Source organism: Pseudomonas sp. AS2.8 (assembly GCF_014190935.1).
Lineage (GTDB): Bacteria > Pseudomonadota > Gammaproteobacteria > Pseudomonadales > Pseudomonadaceae > Chryseomonas.
Genome location: NZ_JACHVV010000003.1, coordinates 660,810 through 676,090 on the forward strand (window position 1 = coordinate 660,810; position 15,281 = coordinate 676,090).

General features: G+C 67.6%; 13 protein-coding genes. 6 read left to right on the forward strand and 7 right to left on the reverse strand.

Going from position 1 to position 15,281, the window contains the following annotated elements; genetic code table 11:
- Nucleotides 1-17 precede the first annotated feature (17 nt).
- Nucleotides 18-209: a hypothetical protein gene (locus tag FHR73_RS15485; protein WP_133860042.1), complete on the reverse strand. Its 192-nt coding sequence runs from the start codon at nucleotides 207-209 to the stop codon at nucleotides 18-20.
- Nucleotides 210-452: 243 nt separating this feature from the next.
- Here FHR73_RS15485 and FHR73_RS15490 point away from each other — a divergent pair, with 243 nt between their 5' ends.
- Entirely contained in the window at nucleotides 453-2,411 is a 1,959-nt protein-coding gene (locus FHR73_RS15490; protein ID WP_183632446.1) for a DNA topoisomerase III, read from the forward strand.
- 187 nt (nucleotides 2,412-2,598) lie between these two features.
- Here the strand turns inward: FHR73_RS15490 and FHR73_RS15495 are convergent, their stop codons facing one another.
- The 6 genes from FHR73_RS15495 to phoB form a co-directional block, all read right to left on the reverse strand.
- On the reverse strand, nucleotides 2,599-2,907 hold the full coding sequence (locus tag FHR73_RS15495) for a hypothetical protein (RefSeq protein ID WP_017642364.1): 309 nt from the start codon (nucleotides 2,905-2,907) through the stop codon (nucleotides 2,599-2,601).
- Nucleotides 2,908-3,082: 175 nt separating this feature from the next.
- Complete coding sequence (locus tag FHR73_RS15500) at nucleotides 3,083-4,390, reverse strand: MFS transporter (protein ID WP_007159929.1); 1,308 nt, start codon at nucleotides 4,388-4,390, stop codon at nucleotides 3,083-3,085.
- 170 nt (nucleotides 4,391-4,560) lie between these two features.
- Nucleotides 4,561-5,886, reverse strand: a complete 1,326-nt coding sequence (locus tag FHR73_RS15505) for a sigma-54 dependent transcriptional regulator (protein ID WP_183632448.1) — start codon at nucleotides 5,884-5,886, stop codon at nucleotides 4,561-4,563.
- Between the two features lie 140 nt (nucleotides 5,887-6,026).
- Nucleotides 6,027-7,793: an ATP-binding protein gene (locus tag FHR73_RS15510; RefSeq protein ID WP_183632449.1), complete on the reverse strand. Its 1,767-nt coding sequence runs from the start codon at nucleotides 7,791-7,793 to the stop codon at nucleotides 6,027-6,029.
- Between the two features lie 55 nt (nucleotides 7,794-7,848).
- Nucleotides 7,849-9,162, reverse strand: a complete 1,314-nt coding sequence (gene phoR, locus FHR73_RS15515) for a phosphate regulon sensor histidine kinase PhoR (RefSeq protein WP_183632451.1) — start codon at nucleotides 9,160-9,162, stop codon at nucleotides 7,849-7,851.
- A 19-nt stretch (nucleotides 9,163-9,181) separates the two neighbouring features.
- Nucleotides 9,182-9,871 carry a phosphate regulon transcriptional regulator PhoB gene (gene phoB, locus FHR73_RS15520; protein ID WP_133860036.1) on the reverse strand — a complete coding sequence of 230 codons (690 nt, stop codon included), beginning with the start codon at nucleotides 9,869-9,871 and terminating at the stop codon, nucleotides 9,182-9,184.
- Between the two features lie 159 nt (nucleotides 9,872-10,030).
- Between phoB and FHR73_RS15525 the strand changes: the two genes are divergently transcribed.
- The 5 genes from FHR73_RS15525 (at nucleotide 10,031) to FHR73_RS15545 (ending at nucleotide 15,239) form a co-directional block, all read left to right on the forward strand.
- Nucleotides 10,031-10,825 carry an IclR family transcriptional regulator gene (locus FHR73_RS15525; protein WP_133860035.1) on the forward strand — a complete coding sequence of 265 codons (795 nt, stop codon included), beginning with the start codon at nucleotides 10,031-10,033 and terminating at the stop codon, nucleotides 10,823-10,825.
- Nucleotides 10,822-11,775 (forward strand): 2-dehydro-3-deoxygalactonokinase, encoded by a 954-nt coding sequence (locus tag FHR73_RS15530; RefSeq protein ID WP_183632453.1) that lies wholly within the window; start codon nucleotides 10,822-10,824, stop codon nucleotides 11,773-11,775. The genes FHR73_RS15525 and FHR73_RS15530 overlap by 4 nt, the downstream gene beginning before the upstream one ends.
- A complete protein-coding gene (locus tag FHR73_RS15535; protein WP_183632454.1) occupies nucleotides 11,768-12,394 on the forward strand; it encodes a 2-dehydro-3-deoxy-6-phosphogalactonate aldolase in 627 nt (208 codons plus the stop codon). The genes FHR73_RS15530 and FHR73_RS15535 overlap by 8 nt, the downstream gene beginning before the upstream one ends.
- A gap of 39 nt (nucleotides 12,395-12,433) precedes the next feature.
- The gene (gene dgoD / locus FHR73_RS15540; protein WP_183632456.1) at nucleotides 12,434-13,582 is read left to right on the forward strand and encodes a galactonate dehydratase; all 1,149 of its coding nucleotides are present in this window, start codon (nucleotides 12,434-12,436) and stop codon (nucleotides 13,580-13,582) included.
- A gap of 331 nt (nucleotides 13,583-13,913) precedes the next feature.
- Nucleotides 13,914-15,239, forward strand: coding sequence for an MFS transporter (locus FHR73_RS15545; protein ID WP_183632457.1), 1,326 nt, complete (start codon nucleotides 13,914-13,916; stop codon nucleotides 15,237-15,239).
- Nucleotides 15,240-15,281: the final 42 nt, after the last annotated feature.

The following is a 15,281-nucleotide window of genomic DNA, read 5'->3' on the forward strand; positions in this document are numbered from 1 at the left end:
GCGTCGGGCGGGGGGTCTTAGCGCAGCAGCAGCTTGCGACGGCCGTCCGGCCAGACTTCCCAGAGTTGATCGTTGATGCGCTGCACCTGGCTGGTGGTCCGGCGCATGGCCGAAATGCTGGCCCGCAGGGCCTGGCCGCTGGCGGTGTCGACGAAATTTCCGGCGCCGGTGCTCTCGGCCGTGGCGCGATCCATAGCTACAGTGTTCATTGACGCCTCCCAGAGCTCGGCTAAAAACGGCGAAAGTGCCGTAGCCCAAGGACTGCTTGGCACCGGCAAGATTCCGCGTCCGCGGCGGCCACCGTTCAAGCTGTGATCCACGTCCTGAGTGCGCTGTGGCCCACTGGGCGAATTTGCGCAAACGCCGCTTTCTGTACGGATATACAGATTAGGCCTTGCGCCGCTCGCGCGGCCTTTGCATCCTGTGGCGATTCCCCTTGTGCGACGCCCACCATGCAGCTGTATCTCTGCGAAAAACCCTCCCAGGCCAAGGACATCGCCCGTGTCCTCGGCGCTACCCGCCGTGGTGAGGGCTGCCTGCAGGGGCAGGGTGTGACCGTCACCTGGTGCATCGGCCACCTGCTGGAAACGGCGCCACCGGACGCCTATGACGCCCGCTACAAGCGCTGGTCGCTGGACGACCTGCCCATTGTTCCCGAGCAGTGGAAGCTGCAGGTCAAGAAGACCACCGGCAGCCAGTTCAAGGCGGTCAAACGCCTGCTGGGCGAGGCCAGCGAACTGGTGATTGCCACCGATGCCGATCGTGAAGGCGAGATGATCGCCCGCGAGCTGGTGGAGCATTGCCGCTATCGGGGGCCGATTCGCCGGCTGTGGCTTTCGGCGCTGGATGACGTCTCCATCCGCCGTGCCCTGGCCGCGCTCAAGCCCGGTGCCGAAACCTACGGGCTCTATCAGTCCGCCCTGGGCCGCTCGCGCGCCGACTGGCTGATCGGCATGAACATGAGCCGATTGTTCACCCTGTTGGGGCGTCGCTCCGGTTATCAGGGCGTCCTCTCGGTCGGGCGGGTGCAGACGCCGACCCTGCGCCTGGTGGTGGATCGCGATCGCGCTATCGCCGCCTTCGTGCCGGTGCCCTTCTGGACCGTGGAGGCGACCCTGGACGCCTCGGGCAGTCGCTTCCAGGCCCAGTGGCAGCCGCCAGAGGATGTCTGTGACGACCAGGGCCGCTGCCTCAAGCCCGAAGTGGCCCAGGCTGCGGCGCGGGCTATCGAGGCGGCTGGGCAGGCCCGACTGGTCAAGCTCAAGACCGAACGTATTCGTGAGGCAGCGCCCTTGCCCTTCGATCTGGGCACCCTGCAAGAGGTCTGCTCCAAACGGTTTAATCTCGGCGCCCAACAGACCCTGGACGTGGCCCAGGCGCTCTACGAGAAGTACAAGATGATCACCTATCCGCGCAGCGATTGCGGCTTCCTGCCGCTGTCCCAGCATGCCGAGGCGCCGGCGCTATTGGCCGCCTTGCTGAGCGCCGATAGCAGCCTCGCACCCCTGCGCGACCATCTGGACGCCAGTCGCCGCTCACGGGCCTGGAATGATGCGAAGGTCAGCGCCCACCACGGCATCATCCCGACCCAGGTGACCCGCGACTTGGGACGCCTGAGCCCGCAGGAGCGGAACGTCTATGGCCTGATCCGCGCCCGTTACCTGGCGCAGTTCCTGCCGCAGCACGAATTCGATCGTACCCAGGCCGACTTCGAGGCGGGCGGCGAACGCCTGCGGGCCACCGGCAAGCGGCTGGTGGAAGCAGGCTGGCGTCGCGCCTTGCCCGAGTCGCTCACGCCGCCCAAGGGCCGCGAGGCCCCGCCGCCCCAGGCGCTGCCCGAGCTACGCGAGGGTGAGCGTTATCCGGTGGTGGAGGTACGTTGCAAGGATCAGCTGACCCAGCCGCCCAAGCCTTTCACCGAGGGTGATCTGATCAAGGCGATGAAGAACGTCGCCAAGCTGGTGGAAGATCCGGCCCTCAAGCAAAAGCTCAAGGACACCACCGGCATCGGCACCGAGGCGACCCGCGCCAGCATCATCCAGGGCCTGCTGGACCGTGGCTACCTGGTCAAGCAGGGTAAGGCCCTGGCGGCGACGCCTGCGGCCTTCGGCCTGATCGACGCTGTGCCCCGGGCCATCGCGGATCCGGGCACCACGGCGCTCTGGGAGCAGGCGCTGGATCGGGTGCAGGAAGGCGAATTGAGCCTGGCCGAATTCGTCACCAAGCAGTCGGCCTGGATGGGCAAGCAGGTGGAACGCTGTCTTGGTCTGACCCTGACCATCAGCGGACCGCCGCCTGCGGGCAAGGGTGCGCCCTGGAAAAAGAAGCGACGTACGGGCGGGACCAAAGCCAAAGCCAAGCCGAGTGGCGCACCGCCGCGCGCACGCAAGCCCAAGGTCAAGCCGGGCTGAGGGCGGTGTGGGATCAGTAGGTGTAGTCGCTGGAGCTTGCCTTAGCCCGGGTTTCGCGAATCGCTATCGCAGCAACACTAAAAACACATTGAGGCTCATGTCTGGAGGAGAAGCCCGCTACTGCTCCAGACCGCTCCCTCTCCCTGGGGGAGAGGGTTGGGGTGAGGGCGCGAGGCCCCGGCAAGTCTTACTTCTTCTCGAACGCCGCTGCGGCAGTGGCATAGGCCGCTTCGTGATAGTCGAACTCGGCGGACTGTACCAGCAGGGTTTCCTCGTCCTCGGTGAAGGCGATCACCGGGCGATAGGAGAGGCCGTCGGCCTTGATTTCGGCTTCGTCGATGAGCTTGGAGAGATCGAAGGCGAAGTCGCCGCAGATGGCCTTGGCCTGAGCGTCGGTGATGCCGTGTTTCTTCAGGGCATCGCGCAGCAGGGTGCTCCACTGGTATTGAAACTGGATACCCAGTTTGGCGTAGCTGGGACCGTAGTCGATTTCCATGAGTGTGTAACCGGGGCTTGGGAGGAGGGGGCGAACTCGCCACAGCGGCCAGCGAAATGACCGTTGTGAGCGCTGCCGGTGGCACTACGATGGCGTGCCACAAAGCCCAGGCAAAGGGGTGTGGGCCGGACGGCCAAATCTAATGACCGAGAGGCCCGCACCCAGGGACGAGCGGTTATTCGTGGACGATGCGCGAGTGATCGCGGGTGTCCTTCATGAAGACGTAGACCAGCAGCGAGCAGGCGATGCAGCCGGTCACGTACCAGTAGTAGCCGCTCTCCATGCCGATGCTCTTGAACCACAGCGCCAGGTATTCGGCGGTGCCGCCGAAGATGGACACAGTCAGTGCATAGGGCAGGCCGACGCCCAGGGCGCGGATTTCGGTGGGGAACAGCTCAGCTTTCACTACGGCGTTGATGGAGGTGTAGAAGCTGACGATCACCAGCGCCACCATGATCAGGCCGAAGGCGCCCCACCAGGAGGTGACGCTACCCAGGGCGGTGAGGATCGGATAGGTGAACAGGGTGCCGAGCACGCCGAAGGCGATCAGCACCGGGCGCCGGCCGACGCGGTCGGAAAGGGCGCCGACGACGGGCTGCAGCAGCATGAACAGGAACAACGTCGCCGCCGAGATGGAGGTGGCGTCGGTCTTGCTCATGCCCACCGAGTTGACCAGGTACTTCTGCATGTAGGTGGTGTAGGTGTAGAAGGCCAGGGTGCCGCCCATGGTCAGGCCAACCACGGTCAAGAATTCCTTGGGATGGCGCGCCAGGGTGCGCATCAGGGATTCCTTGGGCTTCTCGGCCTTCTTGAAGGAGCTGGTCTCTTCCATGCCGCGGCGCAGGTAGAGCGCGGTCACGGCGCAGGCGGCGCCGATCAGGAAGGGAATGCGCCAGCCCCAGCTTTCCAGCTGTTCGACGGTCAAGGTCTGTTGCAGCACGATCAGGGTGGCCAGGGCCAGCAGCTGGCCGGAGATCAGGGTGACGTACTGGAAGCTGGAGTAGAAGCCACGGCTTTCCTTGGTCGCCATCTCGCTCAGGTAGGTGGCGGAGGTGCCGTATTCACCGCCGACCGAGAGGCCCTGCAGCAGCCGCGCCAGCACCAGCATGATGGGGGCGGCGACGCCGATGGTGGTGTAGCTGGGGGTGAGGGCGATGATCAGCGAGCCGGCGCACATCATGATCACCGAGACCATCAGCGCGGACTTACGGCCGGCCTTGTCGGCATAGAGGCCCATCAGCCAGCCGCCGATGGGGCGCATGAGAAAGCCCACGGCAAAGATGGCGGCGACGTTGAGCAGCTGGGCGGTCTGGTCGCCCTTGGGAAAGAAGGCCTTGGCGAAATACAGCGAGAAGGCGGCGTAGACGTACCAGTCGTACCATTCGACCAGGTTGCCGACGGAGCCGCTGAAGATGGACTTGATGCGCTGCGAGGTGGTCTTGGGCGCGGTCTGGCCGGCCGCGAGGGTAGCGGTGCTATCCACAGGGGTGTTCCTCTTGTCGTTGTTATTAGGGCGCTCGGGGCGTCGACAAGGGCTATAGCAGGGCGCGTGCCAGGTCGCGAAGCCGCATCCTGACTGGGTTTCGCCGGGGCAGATCGGCGAAAGATCGCCGAAAGCCGACGGGCAATGAGCGGATTTCCGCCGATGGCGCCTTAGTCGTCGTCGCGGAAGTCGGCGCGCACCAGGCCGTGCCGCTGCATCTTCTCGTTGAGGGTGCGCCGCGGCAGTTGCAACTCGTCCATCACCGCCTTGATCTCGCCGCCGTGGCGGGCCAGGGCGGCGCGTAGGCACTGGGCCTCGAAGGCTTCCAGCTGATCGGCCAGGGAATGGCCCTGGGCCGTGGCTGGCGCGCCCAGGCCGAGCACCTCGCGTTCGGCGGCGTTGGCCAGTTCCCGGACGTTGCCCGGCCAGCCGTGACCCAGCAACTGGGCCAGCCGCGCCGCGCCGGGTGGGGTGACCGGGCGGCCCAGGCGTGCGCCGGCCTCGGCGAGGAAGTGATCGAACAGCAGCGGGATGTCTTCGCGCCGCGCCCGCAGCGGCGGCAGGTGCAGCTCGGCGACGTTGAGGCGATAGGCGAGGTCTTCGCGAAAGCGCCCGGCGCGGGCCTCTTCCAGCAGGTCCGGCTTGGTGGCGGCGACGATTCGCAGGTCCAAGTCGATGCTCTGGTTGGAACCGAGGCGCTCCAGGCGCTGCTCCTGCAGCACCCGCAAGAGCTTGACCTGCTGCGCCAGGGGCATGCTCTCGATCTCGTCGAGAAACAGGGTGCCGCCATTGGCGTATTCCAGCTTGCCGATGCGCTTGCCCTGGGCGCCGGTGAAGGCGCCGCTCTCGTGGCCGAACAACTCGCTTTCGAACAGCTGCTCGGGGATGGCCGCGCAATTGAGCGCGACGAAGGCCTTGCCGGCCCGGGGACCGAAGTCGTGCAGGCAGCGGGCGACCAGCTCCTTGCCGCTGCCGGTCTCGCCGCGCAAGAGAACGTTGACCGGCGTCGGCGCCAGGTCGAGGATCTGCTGGCGCAGGCGCACGAGGCCGGGCGAGACGCCGAGCAGCCGGCGCGCGAGGGCGCTCTGGTCGTCGACCCGGCGGTGCAGCTGACGGTTCTCCAGCACCAACCGGCGCTTTTCCAGAGCGCGGCCGAGATCGCTGAGCAGCGCCTCGGGGCTGAAGGGCTTTTCCAGGAAATCGTAGGCGCCCTGACGCATGGCGGTGACCGCCAGGGCGACGTCGCCATGGGCGGTGAGCAGGATCACCGGCAGGTCGGGATCGAGTGCCTGCAGCCGGTCCAGCAGGGCCAGGCCGTCCATGCCGGGCATGCGCACGTCGCTGACCACCACCCCGGCGAAGTCCGGCGTAACCGCCGCCAGGCAGTCTTCGGCGCGGGCGAACAGCCGCACCTGATGCCCCGACAGCTCCAGCCACTGGCGCACCGCTTCGCGGATGCTGGCTTCGTCGTCGACCAGATAGACCTGGGCTTGCATGGGGGCGTCCTCTCGCGGCCGGTGCGCCGCTACCTTGCCCGAACGGCACGAGGCGGTCGAGTCTGCAACGGGGATGAACGTACCAGCGCAGGAACAAACCGACGGTGCACACCCAGTGATTTCAGCTTGGGCTAGTGCGGCTAAGAGGAGAGAGGCGCCTCTTGGCCAAAAGCGACTGCAGGCAGCCGCAGGGCAAAGACCGCGCCCTCGGCGCCGTTGCGAGCGTCCAGACTGCCGCCCTGGGCCTGGACGATGGCCGAGGACACCGCCAGGCCCAGTCCCAGGCCTTCGCCGACCGGCTTGGTGGTGAAGAAGGGGTCGAACACCTGGTCGAGGTGCTCGGTGGCGATGCCGCCGCCGTTATCGGCCACCTCCAGCAACCAGCTGTCCCCCTCCCGCGCGAGGCTGACCCGGACCTGCGGCCGGGGTCGCTCCGCCACGGCGTCCAAGGCGTTGCGTAGCAGGTTGACCAGCACCTGCTCCAGGCGGATGGGATCGCCCAGTAGCCAGGCCGGACGTGGCAACTCCAGGATCAGCTCCACGGTCAGCTCGGCGCGGCGCGGCTCCAGTAACTCCAGCGCCTGGTCCACTACCTGTGCCAGATCGACCCGTTCGCGCAGTCCGGCGGGGGTCTTGCGCGCATAGGTCTTGAGGTGGGCGGTGAGGCCGCTCATGCGGGTGAGCAGGCCATCGAGGCGCTCCAGGGCGGCGCGGGCTTCGTCCAGCCGACCGTGATCCAGCAACAGGCGCAGACTCGCCAGGTGCATGCGCTGGGCGGTGAGCGGCTGATTGAGTTCATGCACCAGGGCCGCTGACATCTGCCCCAGGGCGGCCAGCTTGGCGGCCTGCACCAGGCCGTCCTGGGCGGTGCGGAGTTCGGCGGTGCGGGCTTCCACCAGTTGCTCCAGCTCCAGGCGACTGCGCTGGCGCAGGCGCTGCAGGCGGCGCCGTTGCGCCCACAGGAGACCGGCGCAGACCAGCAGCAGCCAGGCGCAGGCGGCGGCCAGCGCCGCGCCCGGGCCGCCGCCTTGCAGGTCGCGGGTAGGCCTGAGCAGGTGCAGGGTCCAGCCTTCGCTGGGCAGCGGCAGGCTGTCCCAGAGGTAGTCGGCGCTGCCTTCGGGGGCCTGGATGTGCGCCACCTGACGCTGCTCGCCGAGCACCAGCTCCTGGCGATAGGGCAGGGGTTGCAGGGTGCGCCGGTCGTACTGGCGGGTGGTGGCCAATTCGGCGCGATCGGCCGGGGTCAGCTCGCGCAGCAGGCGATAGCGCCAGGCTGGACGATTGGCGGCAAAGACCACGCCGCGGGCATCGCTCACCAGCAGGACCTCGGGATGCTCGCCCCAGCGTGCCTCGATGGCGGGGAATTCCAGCTTGACCACCACCGCGCCGAGAAAGCGCCCCTGGGCGTCCAGCACCGCATGGGAAAGGAAATAGCCGGGAATCCCGGTGGTGACCCCCACGGCATAGAAGCGACCGCTGCCGCCTGCGAGGGTCTCGCGGAAATAGGGCCGGAAGCCGTAGTTGTGGCCGACATAGCTGGAGGGCAGCCGCCAGTTGCTGGCGCCAATGGCCAGCCCCGTGCGATCCAGCAGCTCCAGGGTCGAGGACTGAGCGGCCGTGTTCAGGCGCTCCAGCTTGAGATTGAGGCGCTCGGTGGCGGCGGCATCGGGCGGGGTGGTGAGCGCGGCGATCAGCTCCGGGTCCTGGGCCAGCACCGTCGGCAGGGCGCGAAAGCGGTCGATCAAGGTCTGCAGGCCGCTGGCATGCAGGCGCAACTGCTCCTGGCCGAGCAGGCTGGCCTCGGCCAGGCTCGCCTGTTCGGCGCGGTGCCAGGCCTGGCTGCCCAGCAACAGGCAGCCGATCAGGGCGAGCAGCAGGACCGGCAGCAGGCGCAGGGCTGGAGGCATGGCAAGGGACCGTGACAGGGATGGCCGGACGATAGCACGGCGGGGAGGGGGCGGCTCAGGCCGAGGCGGCGGTGCGCTGGGCGATCTGCTCGGGCTGGAAATCGCAGGTAAAGCAGCTGCCCTCGCCGGGCACGCTGTGGATGTCCAGGCCGCCGCGATGGCGGATCAGCACGTGCTTGACGATGGCCAGGCCCAGGCCGGTGCCGCCGGTGCTGGAGGCGCGGCTGGCGTCGAGGCGATAGAAGCGCTCGGTCAGGCGCGGCAGGTGGCGGGCGTCGATGCCGGGTCCATTGTCCTGCACCGCGACGTGGGCGCCTTCGGCGTCCTGCCAGGCGCGCACCCGCACCTCACCGCCCCCGGGGCTGTACTTGACGGCATTGAACACCAGGTTGGAAAAGCAGCTGCGCAATTCGGTCTCGCTGCCTAGCAGCGCCAGGCCCGGTTCGCACTCCAGGCTCAGCCGGTGGCCAATGGTGCCGGACAGGGCGCGGCCGTCCTGCAGGATGGAGGCGAGCAGCGGCTCCAGGGCCACCGGGCGGTTGTCGGCGGGATAGTCGGTGGCTTCCAGGCGCGCCAGCAGCAGCAGGTCGTCGATGGTGTGCTGCATGCGTCCGGCCTGCTGCTGCATCTGCCCCAGCGCCCGCCGCCAGCGCGGGGTGGCATGGTCGGCGTTGTCCAGCAGGGTCTCCAGGTAGCCGGTGATGACCGTCAGCGGGGTGCGTAACTCGTGGGAGACGTTGGCGACGAAATCCTTGCGCATCTGTTCCAGCTGGTGGAGGCGGGTCACGTCGCGCACCAGCAGCAGCCGATCGCCCTCGCCGAAGCGGGTGACCAGGATGTGCAGGTATTCATCGTCGTTGAGCGGCGAGGCCAGTTCCAGCGGCTCGCCGTAGTCGCCGCCGAGAAAGTAGTCGGAAAAGCGCGGATGGCGCACCAGGTTGGTGATGGGCTGGCCGAGGTCCTGGGGCTGGCGCAGGCCGAGCAGGGTCTCCGCGGCGCGATTCCACCACTCCAGGTTGCCGTGGCGGTCCACCAGGATGATGGCGTCGCGCAGGGCCTCGGTGGAGGCCTGGGCGCGGCCGATGACGGCGAGCAGTTCCTCGCGCTGGCGCTGCTCGTGGCGCTGGCGGCGATAGAGCCGGTCGAGCACCTCGCCCCATAGCCCCTCGGCTTCCGGCGGCGCCCCCGGGACCTCGCTCAGCAGCCAGGCGTGCAGGCGCAAGAGGTGCCTCAGGGTGACCGCCAGATAGACCGCCAGTCCCAGGGCCACCGCCAGGCCGACATGGCCGAAGGGCCAGCCGGCCAGGGCGCAGCCGGCGACCACGATCGACAGCTGGGTGGCCAGACGGGAGCGCCAGTTGATGTTCACGGCGGCGGTGGCCTAAGCGTCAGAGTTTGGTAGAAAAGCGATACCCGGTGCCGCGCACCGTCTGTACCAGGTTCTCGTAGGTCTCGCCGAGGGCCTTGCGCAGGCGGCGGATGTGCACGTCCACGGTACGCTCCTCGACATAGACGTTGCCGCCCCAGACCTGATCCAGCAACTGGCCGCGGGTGTAGGCGCGTTCCTGGTGGGTCATGAAGAACTGCAGCAGCCGGTACTCGGTGGGACCCATCTCGGCGGGGGCGCCGTCGATGGTCACCCGGTGGCTGATCGGATCGAGGATCAGGCCATTGACCTCCAGCGGACCGTCGCTCTCCATGTGGCCAGTGCGGCGCAGCACGGCTTTCAGGCGCGCCACCAGCTCGCGGGGCGAGAAGGGCTTGGTGATGTAGTCGTCGGCGCCGGTTTCCAGGCCCTGGACCTTATTGTCCTCGTCGCCCTTGGCCGTGAGCATGATGATGGGGATGGCGTCGGTCAGCTCGTCGCGCTTGAGGCGGCGCGCCAGTTCCAGGCCGGAGGTCCCGGGCAGCATCCAGTCGAGCAGGATGAGATCGGGCTTGCGATCGACGATCAGGGCGTGGGCGTCCTTGCTGTTGTCCGCCTCTAGGCATTCATAGCCCGCCATTTCCAGGGCCACGGCGATCATCTCGCGAATGGGCGCCTCATCGTCGACGATCAGGATGGATTTACCCGTCATGGAGCGCTCTGCCTCTCGAGTCCTTGCAATGTGCCGTGCATTAGATAGCGCCAATATTGCAGCTATGTGACAAGGCTGTCATATCTAACTTATATCCCACGATATGGGATGACGTATCACATATTGAGATTTACCCGCGAGGCTTCTAGAGTGAAGGCCATGAACGACAACAATTCCAACAAGGGCGAAGCGCCCAGCGGGGCCCAGGCACTGTTTCGCGGTCTGGCCGTGCTCGAAGCCGTGGCCGCCGGAGCCGACAGCCTGGCCCAGGTCGGCGCCGCCATCGGCTGCACCCGCAGCACCACCCACCGACTGGTCGCCGCCCTGACCCAGGCCGGCTACCTGCGCCATGACGGCGGGCGGCTGATCCTGGGCAGTCATCTCATCGCCCTCGGCTACCAGGCCCGCGAGCAACTGCCGCTGACCGGTGTGGCCCGGCCCCATCTGCAACGCCTGGCCCAGCACTGTGGCGACACCGTGCACCTCGGCGTGCGCGAGGGCGGCGATGTGCTCTATCTCGACAAGCTGCCGGGCAGCCGGGGGCTGGAGATGAGATCTCGCGTCGGCCTGCGCATGCCGCTGGCGCTGACCGGGGTCGGCAAGGCGCTGATGCTCGATCTCGCCGAGGGCGAATGGGAGGCTCTCTACGGCGAAGGCGTGGCCCGGCGTACCGGCCAGCCTGGCCTGCGCGAGGACTTCCTGCCCTGGGCGGACTACTGCGCGCGCCTGCGGCGCCACGCCGCCGAGGGCTATGCCCTGGATCTGGAAGAGAACGAACTGGGCATCCGCTGCGTGGCCGCACCCATCCGCGGCGCCGACGGCGCCATCGTCGCGGCCCTCAGCGTGGCCAGTGCCATCCCCTACATGCCCGAGGCGCGGCTGCATGAATTGCAGCCCGAGGTCACTGCCTGCGCCCGGGCCATTTCCCGCGAACTCGGCTGGAGTCCCGCATGACCGCCACCCCGCACCTCATCGGCCTCGACTGGGGCACCTCGTCCCTGCGGGCCCAGCTGTTCGACGCCCAGGGCGCCGTGCTGGAAACCCGCAGCCGCCCCTGGGGCATCATGCACGTGCCCGACGGTGATTTCGCCGCGGCCTATCGCACCCTGGTGAGCGACTGGCGCGAGGCCCAGCCGGACCTGCCCGCCATCGCCTGCGGCATGGTCGGCAGCCGTGGCGGCTGGCGCGAGGTGCCCTATGCCGACTGCCCGGCCGACGTCCACAGCCTGGCCGCCGGCCTGCTGCGCCTGGACACGGGCTGCGGCGAACTCCACCTGGTCCCTGGGGTGATGCAGCGCGGCGCCTTGCCCAACGTCCTGCGCGGCGAGGAGACCCAGGTGTTCGGCGCCCTCGAACTGGAGCCGGACCTGGCCACCGAAGCCCTGCTGGTATTGCCCGGTACCCACAGCAAGTGGGTGCGGGTGCGTGACGGTCGCCTGACTGATTTCGCCACCTACATGACCGGCGAGTTGTTCGCCGTGCTGCGTGACCACTCGATCCTGGGGCGTCCGGCCAGCGAGGCGGGGCCCGCCGCCAGCGCCGAAGCCTTCCGCCTGGGTCTCACCACCGTCCGCGATGCCGGCGCCGAAGGGCTGTTCGGCCGCCTCTTTACCGCCCGCAGCCGGGTCCTGGCCGGCGAACTGGGCGCGGCGCACAGCCTCGACTACCTCTCCGGCCTGCTGATCGGCGAAGAGCTGCGCAGCCAGGTCGCCGCCCTCGCGGGCGCCCCCTGTCCACCCCTGGTGCTGATCGGCGACGCGGCGCTCTGCCAGCGCTATCGCGACGCCCTGGCGCTGTTCGACATCCACCAAGTCCGCCTGCTGGAGCAGGCCACCCGGGCCGGGCTCTGGCGCCTGGCCCAGGCCGCCGGCCTGCTCCCCACCTCTGGAGGCTCCCATGCTTGATACCTATCTCAAGGACCTGCCACTGATCGCCATCCTGCGCGGCGTCACCCCGGACGAGATCGTCGCGGTCGGCCGAGCCCTGTATGACGCCGGCTTTCGCGTCATCGAGATCCCGCTCAACTCGCCGCAGCCCTTCGAGAGCATCCGCCGGCTCACCGCCGAACTGGGCGAAAGCTGCCTGATCGGCGCCGGCACCGTGCTCACCGAGGCCCAGGTGGCCGAGGTGGACGCCGCCGGTGGCCGCCTGATCGTCTCGCCCAACGCCAACCTGGCGGTGATCCGCGCCAGCAAGGCCGCCGGCCTGGTCAGCGCCCCGGGCGTGGCCACCCCCTCGGAAGGCTTCGCCGCCCTCGACGCCGGCGCCGACAGCCTCAAGCTGTTTCCCGCCGAGCAACTCGGCCCGGCGGTGGTGAAGGCCTGGCGCGCGGTGTTTCCCAAGGAGCTGGCGCTGCTGCCTGTGGGCGGCATCACGCCGGACAACATGGGCCCTTACGTGGCCGCCGGCGCCAACGGCTTCGGCCTTGGCTCGGCCCTGTACAAGCCGGGCCTGAGCGCCGCCCAGGTGAGTGCCAACGCCCAAGCCTTCGCAGCGGGATGGCGGGCTACCAAGGGCGCCTGATCCCTCGATCCCAATAATTACAGTCGAGATTCCCACACCATGAAGATCACCAAACTCACCACCTATGTCGTCCCGCCGCGCTGGTGCTTTCTCAAGATCGAGACCGATGAGGGCATCCACGGCTGGGGCGAACCCGTGCTGGAAGGCCGCGCCCACAGCGTGGCGGCGGCAGTCGAGGAGCTGGCCGACTACCTGATCGGCAAGGACCCGCGCAACATCGAAGACCACTGGACGGTGCTCTACCGCGGCGGCTTCTATCGCGGCGGTGGCATCCACATGAGCGCCCTGGCCGGCATCGACCAGGCGCTGTGGGACATCAAGGGCAAGGCCCTGGGCGTCCCGGTGCACGAACTGCTCGGCGGCCAGGTGCGCGACAGCATCCGCGTCTATTCCTGGATCGGCGGCGACCGCCCGGCGGAGACCGCGGCCCAGGCGCTGGAGCGCCAGGCCAAGGGCTTCACCGCGATCAAGATGAACGCCAGTGAAGAGATGCAGTTCGTCGACACCTACGACAAGGTCGACCAGGTGATCGCCAACGTCGCCGCCATCCGCGACGCCTGCGGTCCGCACTTCGGCATCGGCGTGGACTTCCATGGCCGGGTGCACAAGCCCATGGCCAAGGTGCTGGTCAAGGAGCTGGAGCAGTTCCGCCTGATGTTCATCGAGGAGCCGGTGCTCAGCGAGCACCACGAGGCACTCAAGGAGATCGCCCTGATGAGCAACACGCCCATCGCCCTGGGCGAGCGGCTGTACTCGCGCTGGGACTTCAAGCGCATCCTCCAGGAAGGCTACGTCGACATCCTGCAGCCGGATCCGTCCCATGCCGGTGGCATCACCGAGACGCGCAAGATCGCGAACATGGCCGAGGCCTACGACGTCGCCATCGCACTGCATTGCCCACTCGGCCCCATCGCCCTGGCGGTCAACCTGCAGCTGGACGCCAACTGCTACAACGCCTTCATCCAGGAGCAGAGCCTGGGCATCCACTACAACCAGGGCAACGACCTACTGGACTACATCAAGAATCCCGAGGTGTTCGACTACGCCGATGGCCACGTGAAGATTCCCCAGGGGCCAGGGTTGGGCGTCGAGGTCAACGAGGAATATGTCAAGGAACAAGCCGCCATTGGCCATCGCTGGCGCAACCCGATCTGGCGGCACAAGGACGGCAGTTTCGCCGAGTGGTAAATCTTCGATTCAACGCTGCTGCGCTTGCCGGAGCGGCGTTGAAAGCCGGTTCGAAATGCTCATGCACTTGATGTGCACTCCGCTTTCTCACCGGCTTTCGCCTTGCTGCGCTCGCGACGCGTTGCTTTCGAAGATTGGCGCCGCTGCTCCCTTACCCCAACCCTCTCCCGAGGGGAGAGGGAGCAAGAGCAGGAGCAGGAGCGCGGGGTAAGACTACCGCACCGACTATCCCCTCTCCCGCTGGGAGAGGGCCAGGGTGAGGGCCGCCGCGGCGCCCTGAACCCCAGACAGCAACAACGCTCGCCACAACGTCAATTACAGGACCCGAGCCATGCCAACCCCTACCCACGCCGCTCCGGCGGCAGCCGTGGCCGCGCCGGCCCTGGCCAAGCCCAGTCGGGCGCGCTTCTTCATCATGACGCTGCTGTTCGTCACCGTGGTGATCAACTACCTCGACCGCAGCAACCTCTCCATCGCCGCACCGCACCTGGCGCAGGACCTGGGCATCGAGCCGGTGCACATGGGACTGATCCTCTCGGCCTTCGGCTGGACCTACGCCGCCATGCAGATCCCCGGCGGCTGGCTGGTGGACAAGGTCGCCCCACGCATCCTCTATCCGGTGGCCATCGCGCTCTGGTCGCTGGCTACCATCGGCCTGGGCTTCGTTGGCAGCTTCATCGGCCTGATCATCCTGCGTCTCGCCGTGGGCGCCCTGGAAGCACCGGCCTATCCGATCAACAACCGGGTGGTCACCACCTGGTTTCCCGAGCGCGAGCGGGCCACCGCCATCGGCTTCTATACCTCCGGCCAGTTCGTCGGCCTGGCCTTTCTCACCCCGGTGCTGATCTACCTGCAGCAGACCTTTGGCTGGCACATGGTCTTTGTCGTCACCGGTGGCGTCGGCATCCTCTGGGCGGCTGTCTGGTACCTGGTCTATCGCGAACCCAAGGACTTCCGCGGCGCCAATGCCGCCGAGGTCGCGCTGATCCAGGAGGGCGGCGGCCTGGTCGATCTGGAGCAGAAGAATCGCAGCCGCGCGGCCTTCCAATGGCGTGACCTCTGGAGCGTGCTCAACAAGCGCAAGCTGTGGGGCATCTACATCGGCCAGTTCTGCCTCAATTCCACCCTCTGGTTCTTCCTGACCTGGTTTCCCACCTACCTGGTGAAATACCGCGGCATGGACTTTATCAAGGCCGGCTTCCTCGCCTCGCTGCCGTTCCTCGCCGCCTTCCTCGGGGTGATCTGCTCGGGCCTGCTGTCGGACTGGCTGATCCGCCGCGGCGCCTCCGTGGGCCTGGCGCGCAAGCTGCCGATCATCGGTGGTCTGCTGATCTCCACCAGCATCGTCGGCGCCAACTTCGTCGACTCGCCCGCGCTGATCATCGCCTGCCTGGCGCTGGCCTTCTTCGGCAACGGCCTGGCCTCCATCACCTGGTCGATGGTCTCGGCCATGGCACCGGAGCGACTGATCGGCCTCACCGGCGGGATGTTCAACTTCATCGGCAACCTCTCAGCCATCTGCGTGCCCATCGTCATCGGCTTCCTGGTCAAGGACGGCAGCTTCGCCCCGGCCATCGCCTTCATCGGCGTCACCGCGCTGATCGGCGCCCTCTGCTACGGCCTGGTGGTGGGCAAGGTGGAACGTCTGCCCGAATAAGGGCGACTAAAGAAGCGCTCGCAGGAGGCGCCTCCCGTCCTG

What these genes read in the sequence shown, in the direction of transcription:
- FHR73_RS15505 (WP_183632448.1), bottom strand. Translation starts at nt 5,886, where the DNA reads ATGCAAGCCCAGGTCTATCTGGTCGACGACGAAGCCAGCATCCGCGAA.
- FHR73_RS15485 (WP_133860042.1), bottom strand. Translation starts at nt 209, where the DNA reads ATGAACACTGTAGCTATGGATCGCGCCACGGCCGAGAGCACCGGCGCC.
- FHR73_RS15495 (WP_017642364.1), bottom strand. Translation starts at nt 2,907, where the DNA reads ATGGAAATCGACTACGGTCCCAGCTACGCCAAACTGGGTATCCAGTTT.
- dgoD (WP_183632456.1), top strand. Translation starts at nt 12,434, where the DNA reads ATGAAGATCACCAAACTCACCACCTATGTCGTCCCGCCGCGCTGGTGC.
- FHR73_RS15530 (WP_183632453.1), top strand. Translation starts at nt 10,822, where the DNA reads ATGACCGCCACCCCGCACCTCATCGGCCTCGACTGGGGCACCTCGTCC.
- FHR73_RS15545 (WP_183632457.1), top strand. Translation starts at nt 13,914, where the DNA reads ATGCCAACCCCTACCCACGCCGCTCCGGCGGCAGCCGTGGCCGCGCCG.
- FHR73_RS15525 (WP_133860035.1), top strand. Translation starts at nt 10,031, where the DNA reads ATGAACGACAACAATTCCAACAAGGGCGAAGCGCCCAGCGGGGCCCAG.
- FHR73_RS15510 (WP_183632449.1), bottom strand. Translation starts at nt 7,793, where the DNA reads ATGCCTCCAGCCCTGCGCCTGCTGCCGGTCCTGCTGCTCGCCCTGATC.
- FHR73_RS15535 (WP_183632454.1), top strand. Translation starts at nt 11,768, where the DNA reads ATGCTTGATACCTATCTCAAGGACCTGCCACTGATCGCCATCCTGCGC.
- FHR73_RS15490 (WP_183632446.1), top strand. Translation starts at nt 453, where the DNA reads ATGCAGCTGTATCTCTGCGAAAAACCCTCCCAGGCCAAGGACATCGCC.
- phoB (WP_133860036.1), bottom strand. Translation starts at nt 9,871, where the DNA reads ATGACGGGTAAATCCATCCTGATCGTCGACGATGAGGCGCCCATTCGC.